The sequence below is a fragment of the Glycomyces sp. MUSA5-2 genome (assembly GCF_037034145.1).
Lineage (GTDB): Bacteria > Actinomycetota > Actinomycetes > Mycobacteriales > Micromonosporaceae > Glycomyces > Glycomyces artemisiae.
The window spans coordinates 755,430-774,959 of sequence record NZ_JBAGKG010000001.1; the positions used below are offsets into that span (position 1 = coordinate 755,430).

Below are 19,530 nucleotides of genomic sequence, written 5' to 3' on the forward strand. Positions count from 1 at the left end.
CTCAGATGCTAGGACCCTCCACCGACACGAAGTACCCCGCGTCGCGCAGGGCCGCAACGATTTCGGTCGCGTGTTCGGAACCGCGGGTCTCGATCGAGAGGTCGACGGAGACTTCGCCGACGCTCAGGCGCGGGTCGGAGCGCTGGTGGTAGACGTCGACGATGTTGCCGCCGTAGCGGCCCACGAGTCTGAGGACGGTGGCGAGGGCGCCGGGGCGGTCGGCGCAGCGCAGGCTCGCGCGCATGAAGCGGCCCGAGGCGCCGAGGCCGTGTTCGATGAGGCGCATCAGCAGCAGCGGGTCGATGTTGCCGCCGGAGAGGACCGCGACGCACGGCTCGTCGTAGGCCACGGAGTAGTTGAGGAGCGCGGCGTAGGCGGTGGCCCCGGCGGGCTCGACGACGAGCTTGTTGCGTTCGAGGAGCGACAGGAGCGCGCGGCTGATGTCCTCCTCGGTGACGGTGACGATCTCGTCGACGAGCGAGGCGACGTGCGCGAAGGGGACGTCGCCGGGGCGCCCGACCGCGATCCCGTCGGCGATGGTGTGCATCTTGTCGAGCTTGACGGGGCGGCCCGCGGCGAGGGAGGTCGGGTAGGCGGCGGCGCCTTCGGCCTGCACGCCGACGATGCGTATGCCCGGCTTGAGCTGCTTGGCCGCGGCGGCGATCCCGGCGATGAGCCCGCCGCCGCCGACGGAGGTGACGATGGTGGCCGTCTCGGGGAGCTGGTCGAGGATCTCCAGCGCGATGGTCCCCTGCCCGGCGACGATGTCGCGGTGGTCGAAGGGGTGGATGAGGGTCGCGCCAGTCTCGTCGGCGAAGCGGTGCGCGGATTCGAGGGCGTCGTCCACGGTGAGGCCGCCGAGGATGACGTCGGCGCCGTATCCCTTGGTGGCGGCCACTTTCGGGAGCGGCGCGGCCTCGGGCATGAACACGGTGGAGCGGATGCCGAGGGTGGAGGCGGCGAGCGCGACCCCCTGGGCGTGGTTGCCCGCGGAGGCGGCGACGACGCCGTGGCGGCGCTCCTCGTCGCTGAGGCCCGAGACGCGCATGTAGGCGCCGCGGATCTTGAACGACCCGGCCCGCTGGAGGTTCTCGCACTTGAGGTGGACCCCGTCGAGGACGGGGTCGCGGGAGGGTTCCAGCGGGGTGCGCCGGACGATGCCGGCGAGCGCGTCCGCGGCGTCGCGGACGTCGGCCAGGGTCACGAGTTCCGTCACGCCTCGATCGTAGTGCCCGCGGTGCGCACGGTGCCCGCCCGCCGTTCCGGGGCCGGTTCCGCGCTTCTCCAGAACGCCCCGATAACGGTTGCCAGCGACCGATTTGTCGATTCCGCACCTCCGTGGGCGGCTGCATTCCGCCCATCGAAACGGCAGGTCGCACCCGGGGCGAATCGGTGCGCACCTGACGCGCCGGACTTCTGAAACAGCGGGTGACCCCCGTTACCCAAAGAGACCGGAAGGCTTAAGCTACGAACAGTCAGCCCGTAACCGTGGCGCAGCTCGCGGGACACATACCGGCCACCGCCCGCCCAGCGCCGCCGCCCGACCACCACCTGTCCATCCCCTTGAACCCCTGGAGTCAACGGTGACTGCTGTCACGCTGAAGAACGTGTCGAAGGTGTTCCCCGGCGACACCCTGGCCGTGGACTCGCTGAGCATGGAGGTCAACCACGGCGAGTTCCTCGTCCTGCTCGGCCCCTCCGGCTGCGGCAAGTCCACGGTGCTCCGCATGGTGGCCGGCCTGGAGACGCCCTCCGACGGCGAGATCCTCCTGGACGGCGAGTACGCGAACGACCTGCCCCCGCGTGAGCGCAACGCCGCCATGATCTTCCAGACCTTCGCGCTCTACCCGCACATGACCGTCGGCGACAACATCGGGTTCCCCCTCAAGCTCGGCAGGCAGAACGGCGCCCAGTCCGTGCCCGACGCCGTCGGCGACATGGCCGGGGCACTGGGCATCTCGGACCTGGTGGACCGCAAGCCGAACCAGCTCTCCGGCGGCCAGCAGCAGCGCGTGGCGATGGGCCGGGCCCTGGTGCGGCGCCCGAAGCTGTTCCTCATGGACGAGCCGCTGTCCAACCTGGACGTGGGCCTGCGCGCGGAGCTGCGCACGGAGATCTCCTCGCTCGTGCGCCGCCACGACGCGACGACGCTGTACGTCACGCACGACCAGACCGAGGCCCTGACGATGGCCGACCGGGTCGCGGTCATGCGCAAGGGCGTCCTCCAGGACGTCGGCACCCCCGACGAGGTGTACGAGCGGCCCGCGACCATGTACGTCGCGGCGTTCCTGGGCACCCCGCGCATGAACCTCCTCGAAGCGCGCGTGAACGTCTTCCTCGACCGGTACGTGGCGCTCGACTTCGGCGACCAGGAGCTGCGCCTGCCCTGGCACGACCTGCGCGGGCGCGCCGTCGCCCGCTACCACGGCGAGAACATCGTGGTCGGCATGCGCGCGGAGGCGCTCGCGCCGGTCGCCGAGGGCCACCCGGGCCAGTCGATCCAGGGCCGCGTCCGCTTCTACGAGCACCACGGCCACGAGACGCTCGTGTTCCTCGACATCGGCGCGACCGCGGTCGTCCCCGACGGCATCGGCGACAAGCCGGACCTGGCGCGCTCGGGCTCCAAGCCGCGCCGGCGCCTCGGCGGCCTGTTCTCCGGCTTCGGGCAGGCCCCGGCCGAGCGCCGCGGCGACACCGACTCGGGCCCCATCCGCAAGCCCGCGGACCTCGTGTTCCGCCTCCCCCCGCACATCCCGGTGTCCGCCGGGCAGCCGATCACCGTCGCCGTCCACATGGACGCGCTGCACTACTTCGACAAGTACGGCAAGCGGATCGACGTCGGCTGGACCCAGCGGGCCTAGGCCCCGCGCACGCCGAAGGGGGCCCGCCGCGGCGGGCCCCCTTCGCGCGCAGCGCTAACCGAGGAACTTCTCGGCCTCGATGATCTTGACGGAGATCTCGATCTCCTTGGGGGTCTTGTAGACGACGGTGTCGCCGATCTTGTGGCCCAGGATCGCCGCGCCGAGCGCGGAGTCCGGGCTGTACACGGTGAGGTCCGTGGTCGCGGCGATCTCGCGGGAGCCGAGGAGGAACTTCTCGGTGTCGTCGGGGTCGCCGTCGAACGCGATGGTGACGACGGTGCCGATCTGGATCTCGTCGGAGTCCTTCGCCTCGCCCACCTTCGCGTTGCGCAGCAGGTCTTCGAGCTGGCGGATGCGCCCCTCCTGCTTGCCCTGCTCGTCGCGGGCGGCGTGGTAGCCGCCGTTCTCCTTGAGGTCGCCCTCCTCGCGGCGGGCGTTGATCTCCGCGGCCATCAAGGGGCGGTTCGCAATGAGCTCGTCCAGCTCGTCCTTGAGGCGGTCGTAGGCCTCCTGGGTCAGCCAGGTGCCCTGGTTAGCGTCGGTAGCCATGTGTTCTCAATCCTCCGATTAGTGCGATCCGTGTTGCGGGTCCCGCCTCAGCGCGCCGCGTGCCGAGCGCGGGCCCCGGATAGCGAAAGGCCCGCCGACCGGAATGCGGTGCGACGGGCCGGAAGTCTGTGCTCAGTCGGCCTGCCAGCACCTCAGTACTTCACCGGTGTTGGCGTCGCCCTCCACCGGGAGGACGTAGGTCATCTCCACGCGGGTGGAGTCGTCCGCCGGGACCTCCACTTCGGCGTAGCCGATCTCGGCTCCGGCGAGGTCGCGGGACCGGACGGCGCACACGGCGCCCTCGCCGGCCGGCTTGTAGACCTCGAACGTGACGGCGACCTGGCCAGCGACGGAGTCGTCGTAGGCGAGGAGGCGCTCGGAGACCTCGTCCTGGCCGTAGGACTCCATGAGGAGCCACGCGGCGGCGACGCCCGCGACGACGACCCCGGCCGTGAGGGCCGCGGTCAGCGCCGGGCGGCGCCTGGCGGGTTGGCGGCGCCGACCGTAGCGACCGTCGGGGAAGGACACGTGGGCCGTATCAGGCACGCGTCCGTCCGTGGTCTGCGTCTCAGTCATTGGCGCGGCTTTCCTTCGCGATCAGCGGCTTCGCCGCCGGGAGTCCGGATTCCGGGAGAAACCGGGAAGCATTGATTATCGAGTATCGTTGCACAGAATGCCGGAGCCGACAACTACCGCGGTGCGCGAGTCGGTCCGAGCGACGAGGATCCCTGTCTCCCAGCCAGCGAGGTCGACTGCTGTGACGAACCGAAGCACCCTGCGCCTGATGTGCGTGCACGCCCACCCCGACGACGAGTCGAGCAAGGGCGCGGGCACTATGGCGCGCTACGTGCGCGAAGGCATCGAGGTCCTGGTGGTCACCTGCACCGGGGGCGAGCGCGGCGACGTCCTCAACCCGAAGATGGACCGCCCCGAGATCCAGGAGAACCTCCCGCGCGTGCGCAGCGAGGAGATGGCCCGCGCCCGCGAGATCCTCGGCGTGCAGCAGCACTGGCTCGGCTTCACCGACTCCGGGCTCCCCGACGGGTGGCTCCCCGACTCCGGGATCGACCTCCCCCAGGACGCGTTCTACCTGGTGCCCACCGAGCAGGCCGCCGCGCCGCTCGTCGAGGTCATGCGCTCGTTCAAGCCCCACGTCGTCACCACGTACGACGAGGAGGGCGGCTACCCGCACCCCGACCACGTCAAGACCCACGAGATCTCCGTCGCGGCCTTCGCCGCCGCCGGGGACCCCGCGAAGTACGTCGACCGCGGCGAGCCGTGGCAGCCGCTGAAGCTGTACTACAACCACGGCTTCGGCAAGGCGCGCATCGAGGCCCTGCACTACGCGATGGTCGACGCGGGGCTGGAGTCGCCGTACAAGGACTGGATGGACGCCGGCGACTGGACCCGCGACAAGAGCGAGCGGGTGACCACCCGCGTCGAGTGCGCCGAGTACTTCGAGATCCGCGACGCGGCCCTGAAGGCCCACGCGACCCAGGTCGACCCGGACGGGTTCTGGTTCGCCGTGCCGCGCGCGATCCAGGAGAAGGCCTGGCCGACCGAGGACTACGAGCTCGTCGAGTCCCGCATCGACACGCGCCTCCCCGAGGACGACCTCTTCGCCGGACTCCGGTAGCCACTGACATCACATGGGCCCCAGGGGAACCTGGGGCCCCTTCTTCCACTTGCGACGGCGCCTCCGACGGCGGATCGTCCCCTCCTGCGCACCCTCAGTGAGGAAACAACTGTCGGGCTCCCGACACCACGGTGTAATTCTCCGGAAAGTGCGAGAACCTTGCTGCAAGCGCGCTCCCGCGGGTTACCGTGCGGGTGAAACCGGGCCGCACCCAGGACCCCGAGCACTCCTCGCCGAAGCGGGCGCAGAACGGAGGTGGAGCCATGGTCAGCCGTGAGACGACGCCGGCGCGGACGAGGTCGTTCGTGGGCAGTCTCCTCGTCGCCACGCCGAGTCTTCAGGACCCGAACTTCGACCGCACCGTCGTCATCGGCGTCGGGCACGAGTCCGACGGCGTGCTCGGCGTGGTCCTCAACCGCGCCACCGAGCGGAAGGTCGCCCACTACCTCGACCAGTGGGCCGTGCTCGCCGGTCACCCCGCGGTCCTGTTCGAGGGCGGGCCGGTCCAGCCGGACGCCGCGATCGGCCTGGGCTGGCGCAAGGCGGACGCGCCGTTCTCCGACGCGTTCCGGCCCGTGCTCGGGCGCCTCGGCACCCTCGACCTGTCCCGGGACCCCGACGAGGTCGCGCCGCTCCTGGAGGGCATGCGCGTCTTCACCGGGTACGCCGGATGGGCGCCGGGCCAGCTGGAGTCCGAGATCGAGGCGGGCGCGTGGATGGTCTTCGACGCCCTCCCCGCCGACCCGTTCTCCGCGAGCCCCGAGGACCTGTGGTCGATGGTGTGGAAGCGGCAGGGCGGCATGCTGTCCGCGGTCGCGCACTACCCGTCCGACCCGTCGATGAACTAGACACCGTGAGCTAGGCGCCGGGCCGCCAGGCCATGAGGATGACGACGGCGGTGTAGAAGACGAGGTTCAGGCCCGACAGGGCCAAAAGGCGCCCCCGGTGCTGCTCCAGCAGCTCCCCGTCCATGACCCCGTGCGCGTCCTGGAGCTCCTTGCCGATCCGCGCGAGCACCGCGGGGATGACGGCCGCGCCGTTGACCACCGCGACCACGTAGAGGGTCGAGGCGATGATGAGCCACGCGTCGGCGAAGGAGTAGCGGTCGCTCGTGGCGGTCGCGAGCACCCCGAACAGGGCCGCGACCAGGGTCAGCGCGTTGTACAGCATGGTGCGGCGCCCGGCCTGGTGCACGCGATCGCCGTCGCGCTCGCGCAGGGCGCGCTCGCCCAGCCACGGCAGCAGCATGGCCGGGCCGACGCAGACCACCACCGCCAGCACGTGCAGGACCACCAACAACGTGTGCATAGTGTGATCTTAAGGACATATCCCTAGTCGAGCGGGCGAATCGCGGCGCCGTCGCGGGCGGCCGCCTCCAGGATCCGCAGCGACCGCGATTCACCGGCGCGGTGGCCGCAGGAGCGGTGGATGTCGGCGGCACGCGCGGCGAGGGCGCGGGCCTCCCCGGTCTCGCCGCGGCGCAGGCGCACGTCGGCGAGGAGGTTGAGCGCCTTGCCCTCCGCGACCCGGTAGCCGCCCGCTGCGGCGAGTTCGAGGACCAGCGCCGCGTCGGTCTCGGCGGCCGCGGTCTCACCGAGCGCGATCCGCCCGGCGGCCCGCTCGACGAGGGCGTCGATACCGGTGGTCGCGAGGTCGCCGTGGGCGAGCCCGAGGACTTGCGCGGCGGCGGCCACCGCCTCCTCGTGGCGGCCGGCCCCGTTGAGCGCCGCCGCGGACGCGACCAGGCCGATGGCCCGGCTGAACCGGTCGCCCCGCAGGTCTGCCTGGCGGACCACCATGTCCGCGTAAACGAGCGCGTCGTCGTGGCACCCCTGCGCGGAGTGCAGCACCGCGAGGGACGCCGCGGTCGCACCGCCGAGATCACGCGCGCCCGTGTCGACCTCGTACGCCACGACCCGGTGCAGGTGCCGTTCGGCGGAGTCGATGTCGCCGAGCGCGATCCCGGTGGCGGCGAGGTCGCGCCGTTGCGAGGCCGCCAGCGCGGCGTCGCCGGCCTCCTCGGCGAGCGCGAGCGCCTCGGTCTGGAGGCGGTGCGCGGCGTGCAGCTCCCCCAGGTCGCCGCGGACGACGCCGAGGGCCCCGAGGTTGACGGCGGCCGCGCGGATCCGGCCGGAGGCGCGGTTCATCGCGAGCGCGGCCTCGCCGTGGCGGAGGGCGTCGGCGAGCTTGCCGGCGTTCCAGGACGCGAGCGCGCTGTTGTGGTGCGCGGAGGCCTCCCCGAATTCCCAGCCGAGGCGGCGGGCGCGGTCGGCGGCGCGTCCGGCGTGGCGGGCGGCGTCGGCGAAGTCGCGGGACTTGATGTACGCGGTGGACATGCACAGTTCCGCGGCGGCCTCTCCTGCGAGGCTCCTTTCGGCGCGCGCCCCCTGGAGGGCGGCCTGTCCGAGGGCGAGGAAGTCGGCGGCGGGCATCGTGGTCCAGCCGTGGCCGCGGAGGGCGTCGGCGAGGCGCCAGGCCGCGGTGCCGCGGCCGCGCTCGGCGGCGTGGCGGGCGACGGCGACGAGGTTCTCCCGCTCGCCGTCGAGCCAGAGCTCGGCCCGCGCGGCGTCGAGCGGCGCGGTCCGGGCGGGGTCGGGCAGGCGGGCGTAGTCGGGGTAGCGGCTGCGGCAGGCCGCGTCGGCCGAGTCGAGGTACCAGTCGAGGAGGCGGTCGAGGGCCTCGGTGTATTCGGCCTCGGCGGTGAGGCCGCCCGCGTAGTCGCGGATGAGGTCGTGGAGGACGAGCCGGCCGCGGGCGTCGCGGTTCGCCATGTGGGCGTGGACGAGTCGTTCGACGGCGGCCGCGGCGGCGGCCGGTGCGAGTCCGGCGACGACGCCCGCGGCCGCGGGTGAGAGGGAGCGGAGGGGGACGGCGCCGAGGAGGCGCAGGACGCGGCGGGCGTCCTCGGGCAGGGCCCGGTAGGAGCCGTCGAACACCGCCTGGACGCCTTCGGCGGGCGCGTCGGGGCGGTCGGTGTTGGCGGCGGCGAGGCGCAGCGCGAGCGGCAGGTACCCGGCGGCCCGGGCGAGGTCGGCGAGGTCCGGGCGGTCGGCGGAGCGGGGGATCCGCATGAGGGACTTGAGGAGTCCGGTGGCCTCGGCGGGGGTGAGGGGCGCGAGGTCGAGGCGGTGGGCGCCGTGGCGGGCGAGGTCGGCGAGGCGGTCGCGGCTGGTGGCGATCACGAGCGAGCCGGGTCCGGCGGGGAGGAGGGGGCCGACCTGTGCGGCGGACCCGGCGTTGTCGAGGAGGACGAGGAGCCGGCGTCCGGCGGTCGCGGTGCGCAGCCGGGCGGCGGCCTCGTCGGGGTCGGCGGGCACTTGGTCGCCGGTGAGGCCGAGGGACCGCAGGAGGGCCGCGAGGGCTTCGGCCGGTTCGAGCTCGGGGAGCGCGGTGTGGCCGCGGAGGTTGAGGAAGAGCTGCCCGTCGGGGTAGTCGGCGGCGATGCGGCGGGCCCAGTGGACGGCGGTCGCGGTCTTGCCGACCCCGGCCATGCCGGAGAGGACGATGAGCGGCGCGGGCGGGATGCCGTCGTCGTCGCTTCCGAGGCGGGCGGATTCGAGGTCGCGGAGTTCGGTCGCGCGGCCGGTGAATCCGGGGGCCTCGGGCGGCAGTTCGCGGGGGACGGGCCGGGCGGTGTCGATCCGCTTGCGGGCGTTCGGGGTCCAGGGTCCGTCGAGCGTTCCGGCGGCGACCACGTCGAGGCGCTCGTCGTCGCGGAGGACCGCTTCGTGGAGGCGCTGGAGGAGCGGTCCGGGGTCGATGCCGAGCTCGCCGCCGAGGGCGGCGCGGGCCTCGCGGTAGACCTGGAGGGCCTCCGCGCGGCGTCCGGCGCGGTGGAGGGCGAGCATGCGCAGGGCGGTGAGGCGCTCGCGGAACGGGTGGGCGCGGGCGAGCGCTTCGAGTCCGGCGGCTGCCGCGTCGTGGAGGCCGAGGTCGAGGCGCACTTCGTGGAGTTCCTGGGCGGCGAGGAGCCGCTCCTCGCCGAGGCGGTCGGCTTCGGCGCGGATGAGGCCGGTGTCGGCGACGTCGGCGTAGGCGTCGCCGCGCCACAGCGCCGCGGCCCGGGTGTAGGCGTCGGCGGCGGGGTCGAGGCGGCCCGCGGCGCGCTCCTCCCGCGCGGCTGCGACGGCGGCGGCGAACGCGGCGGCGTCGAAGTCCTCCGCGGTGACGCGGATGCGGTATCCGTTGGGGCCGTGGACGATCCGTTCGGGTTCGCCGATGGTGCGGCGGAGGCGGTGGAGGGTCACGAGGAGGGCGTTGCGGGCGTCGCGGGGCGGGACATCCCAGATCGCGTCGGTGAGCGCGTCGGCCGAGACGGGGCCCGATCCGGCGAGGAGGGCCGCGAGCAGCCGCCGCTGGAGCGGTCCGCGCAGCGGCAGGGGCGCCGCGCCGCGCGACGCTTCGAGGGGACCGAGGACGCCGAACCGGAGCGCGCCCGTGTCTGGCATGGGACCAGGCTAACCGAGCCTCCCGCAGGGGCGCGGGTGCGGTGTAAGTCGGCGGTAACCGCGGCCGGGCAGGATGGCCGCGACATCCGGGGCGCATCGGGCGCCCCCGCGAGAGGAGGGGCCGTGGCGAGGATCCGCTGGCTGGTCCGCAGGTCGGACCATGTCGTCATCACCGCGCCCGACGCGCCGCCCGGCGTCGACGAGGCCGTGCAGCGGCTGGCGGAGGCCCTCGACGGGTTCCCCGGGCGCAAGCCCGCATGGTTCCGGCTCCTGGAGCGGCTCGGGTACTGGTGGTACCTGGTCTGCATGGTCGCCACGGCGGTGCTCTTCGCGTTCTTCGCGCGCAACGGCCTGGTCATGAACCTCGTCTACGGGTTCTTCGCCGGGATCACCGTCGCCGTGGTCACCGCCATGGTCCTCACCGGGATCGCGCACCTCCAGGCGCGGCTCGTCGGCGGGAAGTCCGCCGAGCAGGCGAAGCGGGACGTCGCCGCGCTGGCGCGTCCGGGCGGCGGCGTCGCCGAGCGGGTCGAGGCGATCCTCGCGAAGGACCCGTCGCTGGAGCAGCGCGTGCACCGGCTCGCGTGGCAGGCCGCCGAAATCCACGGCATGGAGCGCAGCGCCGCCGACGACGAGCTCACCGAGCTGTGGGAGGCCGCCGACCCCGCCGCGGCCGCGGAGCTCGAAGCGGAGCTCCGGAAGATCCGGGAGCTCGCCGAGCGCATGAAGAAGCCGAAGGACCGGCGCTGACCTCGCTGCGGGCCCTGTGGTGGGCGGCGCTGACCGGGGCCGTCTCCGCGCTGATCCTCGCGGTCGGGGGCGGCCTCCTCGGCGGCGTCGCGTACGCGTTCACGGTGTCCCCGTGGGGAGGCGCGAAGATCGCGGTCGCGCTCCTGCCGCTCCTGGCGGCCCTCGGGTACGGCCTGTGGGCGCTCGCCGCCGCCGACCGCGAACCGCCGGACGGCGTCCTCGTGGAGGAGCGCGACCAGCCGCGCCTGTGGGCCCTGGTCCGCGTGCTCGCCGCAGCCGTCGGCACCGGTGCGCCGCACGAGATCCGCCTCACCGCCGACGCGAACGCCGCCGTCAGGGAGGACCGCCGCGGGTGCCGCACGCACCGGACCATGTCCGTGGGCGCGCCGCTGCTCGCGGCGATGACCGCCACGCAGCTCGCCGCGGTCCTCGCCCACGAGCTCGCGCACTACGCGGGCCGCGACACCCGCTTCGCCGGGGCCGCCTACCGCAGCCGCCGCACCTACGTGCGGACCCTCGCCGCGCTGAACGGGGACGACCTCCTCCAGCGGGCCCTGCGCGCCGTGCTCGACCGCTACGGCGCGTTCGTGCTGCGCGCCTCCGCGGGCCTCGCGCGGGCCCAGGAGCAGGCCGCGGACCGCGCCGCCGCGCTCGCGGCCGGTTCGGCGGCGACCGCTGGCGCGCTCGCACTGCTCGACCCGTCCGGTCCCGCCGCGGCGGACCCGTACGACACGCATCCGCCGACGGCCCGGCGCATCGCGGCGGTCGCCGCGATGCGCGCGCCCGGTTCGGTGCCGGTCCCGGCCGGAGCCGCGGCCGGGCTGCTGCGCGACCCCGAGCGCCTCTTCGGCGCCGTCGCCGGTCCGCCCGCGAACACCGATGCGGTCCTTGCGAACGCGGCCCGGGCCACCGGCCGCGAACCGACCCTGCCGGTGCTCCTCGACGCGCTCGACGCGGGGCTCCTGCCCGACCTCGCCCCGGCCTCGCCTGGCGACCCGCCGCGGGTGCGGCGCGAACGCGCCCGCCTGTACGTCCGCGACGGCCTGCACAGGGCCGCCGCCGCGGCGCTGACCGGCGCGGACGCCCACGCCGCGCTCCCGGCGGCGCTCGACGCCGCCGTCGCCGACGCCCCCGACACCGCGCCCCTGCGCGCACTGCTCACCTTGACCACCGGAAAGGCGAACACCTCATGGCACTGCTCCTGAAGGCGAAGACCCGCGTCCTGATGTCCATGCGGAAGGAGGCGAAGCGGCGCGGCCAGTCCCTCTCCGCGTACATGGACACCGTGTCCCAGTCCGACGTCATCGCCCTCATCCAGGCGACCGACCCCACGGTCAACCCCGCCGAGGTCATCCCCGGCCTGCCCGACATGCCGCCCGTGGACGTCACCAGGTGGGGCATGCCTCCGGCGGCCGCGCTCAGCACCGACGTGAGCCGCGCGGTGCCCGCGATCGCCGCGGCCGTCGCCGCCGCGCGCCGGGGCGACTGGCGGCCCGCCGCCGACCTGCTCCAGCGCGGCTACGAGGAGTGGACGACGCGTTCGGCCGCCGTCCACGCCCTCGGCGAGGCCGCCGCCGACGACGGCGCGTGGCTCCAGGCGTGGCGCGCCGCGGGCGGCGACGAGCGCCACATCGCCGTGGTCGACGCCCACGGCCTGTTCTGGCTCGCATGGAAACTGCGCGGCAATCGGCCCCCGGAGGAGACCACACCGGAGCAGCACGACGCGTTCTACCGGACGGTCGCGCGCACCGAGGCCGCCGCGCAGCACGCGGCCCGGCTCGCCCCCGAGGACCCGACCCCGTGGTTCACGCTCGTCGTCCTCGCGCGCGCCCGCGACTACGACGCCGACACGTTCAATGCGATCTGGCGCGAGCTCCAAGCGCGCGACCCGCTCCACCGCGCCGGGCACGAGTTCGCGCTCATGTACTGGTCCCCCGAGGGGCAGGGCTCCTACGACCCGCTGTTCGCCTTCGCCGAGCGGGCCGCCGCCGCGCACCCGTCCCTCGCGTTCCTGGTCGTCGCGGCCGCCTACGACTACGAGGACGTCAACGAGCACGTCTGGAAGGACCCGCGCGTCCACCGCGCCCTCGACGCGGTCCTCCACCGCCTCGGCACCCGGGAGGGGGCGACGGGCCCCTACGCGAACGCCGACCGCAGCTGGGCCGCGTACGGCCTGGTCAACGCCGGTCGCGGCGCCGAGGCCGTCCCCCTGTTCGCCCAGCTCGCCACCGACGCCTCGGCCCGCCCCTGGGAGGACTTCGGCCCCGACGCCCGCACCGTCTTCGACGCCTACCGCCGCCGCGCCTGCGCAGCGGCCTGAACAGGCCCCGGACACGACGAAGGCCGGGACGCTTCCGCGTCCCGGCCTTGTCTGTCGGTGGATCTTGCAACGACCTACTTGAACTCATCACCCCAGCTCAAGGCCCACTCATACCAGCTCCCTGACCTGCTCACCGGCCCAGTTCAGAACCCTGACCCCCTCTCAGTTCCCGAACAGCCGGTGGCCCGCACAACCGACAGAAGGCCCTGGTTTCTGGAACGCCGCCTCACCCGCGCAGACCGCGCCGCCATCGTCAACGAATTTCGAGCAGGCGAACTCCAGAAGACTCTCGCAAAGAAGTACGGAATCAGCATCTCAAGCGTCAAACGCCTGACCCGAGAGGCACGCCATTCGAGCCACTGAAGCCCCAAGCTGAGAAATCAGGACAGTGAATGGCCGTCTGTTTCGCCGACTGATGCCGACTTTTCGAGGATCCAGTCCATGAACTTCTTCTCCTCGCCAACGAGAAATCGAGTCCTCTCTTCGACAAAGGTCTTGTGCTCCCCTATCTTCAGGGCCCACCACGCAGCTTCAGGGATGCCATGGCTCTCCAGGATTTCGGGCCGGGTTCTATCGTCGAGATCAACCAGCGCTCGGCGCACGGAAATCCGAGGACCAGTGGGAAAGACCAGGCGATTTGCGGGCTTGGATTCGGTGGGCCGGGAGACAACGTGCCGATAGGTTGCGGTAGGGCTGGTGCGGTAGATCGAAGCCGCGTCGATCACCGCGCCTGAGACATCGAGTCGATTCTTGTGGGCGATCAAATCCCACAGGATGAAAGCTCGCACCCTGGCAGCCTTCTGGTCGAACCGCTCGGGGAACGGCAATGGCTTCAAGTCTTTCGGGATTGGGGATATACCCTCCTCGGCGTAGGTCTTCATCGCTTGCAAGCTCTGTCGGACCTGCGTCGTGTTGGAGGAGGCGAAATGGCCTGACCAGGAAGTCTCCCAGAACCAGCGCCGCAGCACCTTCCTCTGTTGAAGGGTGGGGTGGGAACACTTGCTGAAGAAGGTCGCCAGGAGGATCAACTGAAGGTCGTATGGAATCAGCCTTGCCGACGGAACCTCCACCTCGTCTCGAAGAAATCCTACCGCGAGCGACAATGCCTCCCAGGCGTCACTGATCGTCTCATGCAGCGTCGGTCCCATTTCTTTCGCGATCGTCGACCATTCAGGACTGCGGTAGTCCTCCTCACCCTTCACCGCAAGAACGACCTGGAAAATCGTCTTGTCGGACACTTCGCCGAACCCGGTTCCTGCAATATCCTCGATGATCTCGTCGATGCGCTCCGCCAAGGTCGGCGCATCGTCTTCTTTATAGGTGAGCGCAGACACCATCTGGGCTTGGCTCATGGCACGACCAGTCGAATTGACTCTGGTGAAAACCTCGGCCGCCTTGTCGAGCGATCCGCCCTCTAGCTTGACGATCGGCACCGAGTATTCGCGGATACGCTGCGTTACCTGCTCCGCTTCCGCGATGAGATCCGGTCTCCCTTCGAGACCGCGGCAGTAGGCGAGGAAATCTACTGTGCGCAGCACCGCTCGGACCGGCAGGTAGTTCGGCGGAGGCTCGGTGTCCTTGCGCCAATGTTGGTAGCGGTATCGTGGTCGCCCTTCAGGATCCGCGTCTTCCGCCAACCCGAGCACCCGGTACGGCCACCACTGCCAACTGTCTTGATCAGAAGTTCGAGGCGGATCAGCCGGGCGTCGCAGGGTCGCGTATAGAACAGACAGTCGCTGGTGCCCGTCAAGCACGTAACTGGTCCTCGCATTCCTGGGTGCGGCAGGAATGGGCTGGTCACCGACTTTGCCCATCGAGCTGAGCTCCTCTGAGGGCTCCCAGTAGAGGAGGTTGCCGATCGGGTAGCCGCGTTCGATGCTGTCGAACAGGGCGAGAATCTGCTCAGGCTCCCAAACGAACGGCCGCTGGAATCGCGGAATGCGCAAGGTTCCGTCTGCGAGGGGCCGCAGCACCGCCTCCATCAGCTGCACTTCCGGCTGAATGCTGATGTCGGGGTCGTGACCGGACATGCCGCCTCCTTAAACGATCCGTTTGATCTGGTCCAGCATGTCACGCAGATCCTCGAGCGCCTCCGGGCCAGCGTTCTTCATGATGTCCTCAGCACTCACTGAGCGGACGAAATCCTCGAAGTAATGGAGGATCCGGTCCCCGAAGCCGCCGACCAGGCGTCGACGATGGAAGTCGGGGAGGTCTTCGTAAAGTTCGCGCTGGTAACTGGCAGTATCGCCGGTGCTCTTCAGACCGTTCTTCATGTCGAGGTGCCCCCGTTGGGCGTGGCTCAGCGTCTTCAAGCTGTCGAGATGCGTGGTCTCCCGACCACGCTGCCGCGGAATCGCTACGAACACCCTGTTCGGGACATAGTTCTCAGCCTCACGAAGTAGCAGAACGTGCACTTTGACGCCCGCTTTGCGGAGTTCACGGGCCTTCTTCTCATGCTTCGACTCCGAACCCGGCACCCAACGGTCACTGTCCAATACCAGCAACGCGCGATTGAAGCGCGGGAGTTCCTCGCATACTTTCCTGGCCTGCTTGCATGCGTCGCCTACGCCCCCACCGTGGACGAGGGCGATTCTGCCCTTCTCGAACGCCTCACGAACCTCCGAGTCAAGGACCGTCGCGACCGCGCGCAGAAAACAGCCATCGGACTCGGCGTTCTCCACGATGACGGCCGCGGGTCGACCGAGTTCCTCAACGCCCTCGGCGAGTCTGGCCCCACCCAACCGGGTCGGCGCTCGCTTGTCATAGGCCAGGTAGTTTTTAGCGCAGTTCTCGGCGAACAACCGGTTGGTGTCGGAGACGAGCCCTTGCTGCGTTTCACGGAGAAACTCGGTAAAGGCAGCGACATCCATGGGGTGTATGGCCCAGTCGTGCCACTGCCTCTTGAACAGGACGAGCATCGCGACCACCGAGTCGTGGTGTTCGAAGGTATAGACCGCTGGGTCTAGTTCAATGAGCATCGTTCTCCAGACGGTTCCGCTGTGCCAAAGCGATCTGCCGTACCTCGGCAAAGTCCTCCGAGAAAATACCGTCCGGCCACCAATTGACATCGCCTCTGTCATCCACGACGACGCGTCTAGCTGTCGATCTGCGTCCGTCGTTCTCGATGTAGTACAGCGCCAACCTAGCCGGATCAAAGGTCCCTTCGGCGACTCGACGTCGCAGTCGTAGCAGCAAGGTCTCACTGTGGGTCTCGACGAGGAATCGCAGATTCGCCTGCGCTTGAGCGGCATCGATGTACATGTCCGCGAGCGCGGATTGGGCTGCGGGATGGAGATGCAACTCAGGCTCCTCCACTACTTCGATAACTTCGGACATCGGCGGGGCGACCTCGTCCTGGGCCCGCAGCACGAGCAGCGGCAGGAGCTGAGTGACGCCAGTGCCGGAATCGGTCGCAGCGACAGAGAGGTTCCGGTTAATCACCGACCGCAGCCTGACGGAATAGCCGTCATACTGCGGCCGGACCTCCAGTCGCCAATCTGCGAGTTGCTTCTCCAGGTAATCATTCACCAACCCAATGACCTCCCCTGATCCACGCGCATGGTCGTTAATCAGGATCGTGGCCGTCTGCCTGCCCTCGGGATCTAGGGCGGGAGCCACCGAGGAGAGACGGGTTCGTCGCGCCATAGGGCTGCGAAACGGCCCCATCATCCGGACGGAGGGGTATTTCGGAAGCTGGATCTCGAACGGTAGTCCAGTACCTTCCGGCGTGAGTCCTCTGAACGCTATGGCTGCCGACCGCGGAGGGCGGTCACCTTCTGAGACTAGGTAGGTACGCAGTCCCTGTGATGCTTGTTGTTCAAAGTCCCACCTCAACCTGAGATCGGTGTGGTCGGATAGCAATCGCCAATCGCTGACCACCTGCGCCGCGCCTTCATCGACGACGCTCTGGATCGTGGCTGAGACATCTGCCTCCTCGAATCCGAATTCGACCGCGACCCTTCCATGACTGAGCCGGTCGGGCACCAGGTCGATAAATTCAGGGGCATCGTCCCCGAGCGCAGCAAGGTCGAGCGGCACAGCAGCGTTGGTACCGAAGCCTGTCTCGAGCACACGCAGCGATCGGGCGAGCGCGCTCTTCCCGGAGTGGTTACGGCCGAAGAGTACTGTAATCGGCGCCAGTTCGAGCTCAGTTCGCTCAGTGAAGCAGGCGTACTTGATGAGGACAAGTCGCTGAAGTGCCATCGCCACAGCATAGACGTAAGATGCCTGGCATTCGGTTCCGCTGCAGGTCCCCGGCCGCGCGGTCGGTCCCAGCTGAACGGCCCCCCTGCGGTACCTCCTTTCTCTCCGGCAAAGAATGGGTGGGGCTCGCTCCACCCAGCGAGCCCCACCCCTTGGAGGAAGGTCTTAGAGGCGGCCTTGTTGGGCTGCTCGGGTGAGGATGGCTTCGGCTTCGTGGCGCCAGGTTCGTTTGCGGTCGTCGGGTGTGCTCTTCCAGCCGGGGCGGGTGCTCATGCCGCAGATGCGGCCTTGGTCGTGGAGGAGGTCAGCGACGGGGGTGAGAGTGCCCGCGACGTTGATGACGCTGAGGACGGCATGCTCGGAGGCGGCGGTGGGCTCGACGGCGAAGCGGAAGCCGAAGCAGTCGAAGGTGCCGATCACGGTCGAGGGTAGGGCGGCCGGCCTCGGGGGTTCGTGGCCCTCGGCGTACCAGGTGGCGATCAGCGAGGCGATGTAGCGGCGTTGCTGGTTCTTCCATGCGTCCGTCTGCTCTCGCCAGGGCTCTTCCCAGCGGACTTCACGGAGGACTCCGCCTGCGTGTGCGGCCGAGCCGATCTTGGCGGGCTTGCCGAAGTGGGTCAGCCAGATCGAGGCGTATCCGGTCGTGCGCCGGGCCATCAGGGTGAGGCGGTTGCCGTGCTCGGTCGTCCACTCGCCCAGCACCTCCGATTTGGCGGTCTGGTCGGACGCCTGTACCTGCGTCATGCGTGTCCCCCTGTTGCGTGGTCGTTCGGCTCGGCCTGGTGCCGTCTGGAGAGCGGCGTACTTACAGGGTGGTTGACAGACGGGGACGACTGAACTACACAATGGGACGCGAAGAGACGTCCTCAAGATCCGAAGTCGTCCCCGACGGGAGCCCTTATGCCGAATGAGCGATTGAAGGAAGCCATGCAGGTGGCGGGCCTGACGCCGGAGGGGCTTGCTGAGGAGCTCGAAGTCGATGCGAAGACCGTGCGGCGCTGGATCAGCAGTGGGAGGGTGCCGTATCCGCGGCACCGCTCGGCGGTCGCCACGATGCTCGATGAGGCCGAGGAGTACCTGTGGCCGAACATCGACACCGCCGAGCGTCAGGCCCGGGTTTCGCAGTCTGAGGTGATCCGGACCTACCCTCGGCGTTTCCAGGTGCCCCCTGAGTTGTGGCGGCGGCTGTTCGACAACGCTACCGAGCGGATCGGCATCCTCGTGTACTCCGGGCTGTTTCTGCCCGAGCACGATCCGGGCTTGATCGAGGCGCTGCAGCAGAAGGCTGCGGCTGGCACCAGGATCACGATCCTGCTCGGCGACCCCGACAGCGAGGCGGTAGCCGTGCGTGGGCGTGAGGAGGGGATCGGCGATGCACTCGCGGCGAAGGTTCGCAACGTCTTGTCCTTCTACGAGAAGCTGCGGGGCACCGAGGGCGTCTTCGTCGGGTATCACTCGACGACGCTGTACAACAGCATCTACCGCTACGACGACGAGATGCTGGTCAACACCCACGTCTACGGTTTCCCTGCCGCGCACGCTCCGGTCTTGCATCTGCGACGTCTGGCCGGAGGCACGCTGTTCAACTCGTACGCCGACAGTTTCGACCGCGTCTGGACCGCTTCACGCAATGCCTGGGGCGGCGATCATGGCAAGGTGAGGCCATGAGCCGCATCGACCACATCAACGACCCCGACGCTCCAGCCCCCAACAGCGTCGTGCCCTCGACGGTCGCGTTCGTGACCGACGAACAAGGCCGCGTGTTGTTGATCCAGCGCTCGGACAATGGCGATTGGGCGCTCCCTGGCGGCGGGCACGACCTGGGTGAGCACATCGCCGACACCGCGATCCGCGAGACGCAGGAGGAGACCGGCCTCGACATCGAGATCATCGGCATCATCGGCCTCTACACCGATCCGGGACACCTCATCGAGTACGGCGACGGCGAGGTCCGTCAGCAGTTCTCGATCGCGTTCCGAGCGAAACCGGTCGGTGGGATGCTGCGCACGAGCTCCGAATCGACGCAGGTCGCTTGGGTCGCATCGAACGATCTCGGCGGATTGCCTATCAACCCTTCGATGCGCATGCGGATCGAGCATGGCTTCGCGAACCGACCCGAGCCCTACATCGGTTAGTCCGGCGAGAGCCCGTTCTCGATCCGCTTTTCGACGTCAAAGAACTCGCCCGCGCTGCGGTCGACGAACTTCGCGACGATCGAGCCGGGCTCGTAGCGGTCGCGGATCTCCGCGAGGCGCTCCGGCACCGTGAAGAGCTGACCGTCCGGCCCGGTGGTCAGATCGCAGTACCACAGCAGGTCGGCCACCTGGGTGGTCTCACGCGCGAACTCGGTGATGAGGTCTCGTTCCAGACCGCGGAGTTCGGCTTCAACAACGGCGTTGGTGTGGTGGGCGACCAGCGCGGCCACACGGTCGTCGAACTGGATGCTGCGGAGCCACCGCGCCCCATCGAGGGGATGAAAGCCGGTGACAACGATCGAGGGGGCGTAACCGATGTCGTGCAGTACCGCAGCCGACACCAGCGCCTCTCGGTCTCCGGACCCTATGAGCATCGAGGCCATCTGCTCAGCGCGAGCGGCCACTGCTTGGACATGCCGCCATCGACGGGGCAGGGTATTGCTCAGTCGCTGCTCGGCGAGGACCTTGGCGCGTTCGGCCATGCTCGGTTGCACCCGACGATCCTAGCCCTCCTCAAGTTTCAGACATCTCGGCACGAACAGTCGGACGGTGCGGGTGCGGTGCGGGT

At 69.9% G+C, this 19,530-nt stretch carries 18 protein-coding genes; 8 read left to right on the forward strand and 10 right to left on the reverse strand.

All coding sequences use genetic code 11. From position 1 onward, the window contains the following. Nucleotide 1 precedes the first annotated feature (1 nt). Entirely contained in the window at nucleotides 2-1,216 is a 1,215-nt protein-coding gene (ilvA, locus tag WA640_RS03590) for a threonine ammonia-lyase (protein ID WP_106361816.1), read from the reverse strand. Between the two features lie 367 nt (nucleotides 1,217-1,583). Here ilvA and WA640_RS03595 point away from each other — a divergent pair, with 367 nt between their 5' ends. Next, the gene (locus WA640_RS03595) at nucleotides 1,584-2,861 is read left to right on the forward strand and encodes an ABC transporter ATP-binding protein (protein WP_335986109.1); all 1,278 of its coding nucleotides are present in this window, start codon (nucleotides 1,584-1,586) and stop codon (nucleotides 2,859-2,861) included. 54 nt (nucleotides 2,862-2,915) lie between these two features. On the opposite strand, the gene greA is transcribed toward WA640_RS03595, so the two are convergent. Next, complete coding sequence (greA, locus tag WA640_RS03600) at nucleotides 2,916-3,410, reverse strand: transcription elongation factor GreA (protein WP_335986111.1); 495 nt, start codon at nucleotides 3,408-3,410, stop codon at nucleotides 2,916-2,918. Nucleotides 3,411-3,542: 132 nt separating this feature from the next. Further along, on the reverse strand, nucleotides 3,543-3,986 hold the full coding sequence (locus tag WA640_RS03605) for a DUF4307 domain-containing protein (RefSeq protein ID WP_335986112.1): 444 nt from the start codon (nucleotides 3,984-3,986) through the stop codon (nucleotides 3,543-3,545). Between the two features lie 208 nt (nucleotides 3,987-4,194). Between WA640_RS03605 and mca the strand changes: the two genes are divergently transcribed. Further along, nucleotides 4,195-5,046 (forward strand): mycothiol conjugate amidase Mca, encoded by an 852-nt coding sequence (gene mca, locus WA640_RS03610; RefSeq protein WP_342761185.1) that lies wholly within the window; start codon nucleotides 4,195-4,197, stop codon nucleotides 5,044-5,046. A 263-nt stretch (nucleotides 5,047-5,309) separates the two neighbouring features. After that, nucleotides 5,310-5,894 carry a YqgE/AlgH family protein gene (locus WA640_RS03615; RefSeq protein WP_106361811.1) on the forward strand — a complete coding sequence of 195 codons (585 nt, stop codon included), beginning with the start codon at nucleotides 5,310-5,312 and terminating at the stop codon, nucleotides 5,892-5,894. A 10-nt stretch (nucleotides 5,895-5,904) separates the two neighbouring features. Here the strand turns inward: WA640_RS03615 and WA640_RS03620 are convergent, their stop codons facing one another. After that, the gene (locus tag WA640_RS03620) at nucleotides 5,905-6,354 is read right to left on the reverse strand and encodes a DUF2269 family protein (RefSeq protein WP_335986113.1); all 450 of its coding nucleotides are present in this window, start codon (nucleotides 6,352-6,354) and stop codon (nucleotides 5,905-5,907) included. Nucleotides 6,355-6,377: 23 nt separating this feature from the next. Next, a complete protein-coding gene (locus WA640_RS03625; RefSeq protein WP_335986114.1) occupies nucleotides 6,378-9,494 on the reverse strand; it encodes an AfsR/SARP family transcriptional regulator in 3,117 nt (1,038 codons plus the stop codon). 123 nt (nucleotides 9,495-9,617) lie between these two features. On the opposite strand from WA640_RS03625, the gene WA640_RS03630 reads away from it, so the two are divergent. From WA640_RS03630 to WA640_RS03640, 3 genes are all read left to right on the forward strand, one after another. Next, the gene (locus tag WA640_RS03630) at nucleotides 9,618-10,244 is read left to right on the forward strand and encodes a hypothetical protein (RefSeq protein ID WP_335986115.1); all 627 of its coding nucleotides are present in this window, start codon (nucleotides 9,618-9,620) and stop codon (nucleotides 10,242-10,244) included. Between the two features lie 104 nt (nucleotides 10,245-10,348). After that, a complete protein-coding gene (locus WA640_RS03635; RefSeq protein WP_335986116.1) occupies nucleotides 10,349-11,449 on the forward strand; it encodes a M48 family metallopeptidase in 1,101 nt (366 codons plus the stop codon). Beyond that, the gene (locus WA640_RS03640) at nucleotides 11,434-12,564 is read left to right on the forward strand and encodes a hypothetical protein (RefSeq protein ID WP_335986117.1); all 1,131 of its coding nucleotides are present in this window, start codon (nucleotides 11,434-11,436) and stop codon (nucleotides 12,562-12,564) included. The genes WA640_RS03635 and WA640_RS03640 overlap by 16 nt, the downstream gene beginning before the upstream one ends. A gap of 380 nt (nucleotides 12,565-12,944) precedes the next feature. Here the strand turns inward: WA640_RS03640 and WA640_RS03645 are convergent, their stop codons facing one another. From WA640_RS03645 to WA640_RS03660, 4 genes are all read right to left on the reverse strand, one after another. Beyond that, nucleotides 12,945-14,594 carry a DUF262 domain-containing protein gene (locus WA640_RS03645; protein ID WP_335986118.1) on the reverse strand — a complete coding sequence of 550 codons (1,650 nt, stop codon included), beginning with the start codon at nucleotides 14,592-14,594 and terminating at the stop codon, nucleotides 12,945-12,947. Nucleotides 14,595-14,603: 9 nt separating this feature from the next. Then, nucleotides 14,604-15,542, reverse strand: coding sequence for a hypothetical protein (locus WA640_RS03650; protein ID WP_335986120.1), 939 nt, complete (start codon nucleotides 15,540-15,542; stop codon nucleotides 14,604-14,606). After that, nucleotides 15,532-16,767 (reverse strand): AAA family ATPase, encoded by a 1,236-nt coding sequence (locus WA640_RS03655; RefSeq protein WP_335986121.1) that lies wholly within the window; start codon nucleotides 16,765-16,767, stop codon nucleotides 15,532-15,534. Before WA640_RS03655 ends, WA640_RS03650 begins: the two co-directional genes overlap by 11 nt. 165 nt (nucleotides 16,768-16,932) lie before the next feature. Continuing rightward, a complete protein-coding gene (locus tag WA640_RS03660; RefSeq protein ID WP_335986122.1) occupies nucleotides 16,933-17,511 on the reverse strand; it encodes a hypothetical protein in 579 nt (192 codons plus the stop codon). Between the two features lie 156 nt (nucleotides 17,512-17,667). Here WA640_RS03660 and WA640_RS03665 point away from each other — a divergent pair, with 156 nt between their 5' ends. Together WA640_RS03665 and WA640_RS03670 are read left to right on the forward strand one after the other, a co-directional pair. Continuing rightward, nucleotides 17,668-18,435, forward strand: a complete 768-nt coding sequence (locus tag WA640_RS03665) for an XRE family transcriptional regulator (RefSeq protein WP_335986123.1) — start codon at nucleotides 17,668-17,670, stop codon at nucleotides 18,433-18,435. Then, nucleotides 18,432-18,902 carry an NUDIX domain-containing protein gene (locus WA640_RS03670; RefSeq protein ID WP_335986125.1) on the forward strand — a complete coding sequence of 157 codons (471 nt, stop codon included), beginning with the start codon at nucleotides 18,432-18,434 and terminating at the stop codon, nucleotides 18,900-18,902. The genes WA640_RS03665 and WA640_RS03670 overlap by 4 nt, the downstream gene beginning before the upstream one ends. Here the strand turns inward: WA640_RS03670 and WA640_RS03675 are convergent. Next, nucleotides 18,899-19,456 (reverse strand): HDIG domain-containing metalloprotein, encoded by a 558-nt coding sequence (locus tag WA640_RS03675; RefSeq protein WP_335986126.1) that lies wholly within the window; start codon nucleotides 19,454-19,456, stop codon nucleotides 18,899-18,901. The two genes, WA640_RS03670 and WA640_RS03675, sit on opposite strands and share 4 nt — an antisense overlap. Between the last annotated feature and the right edge of the window lie 74 nt (nucleotides 19,457-19,530).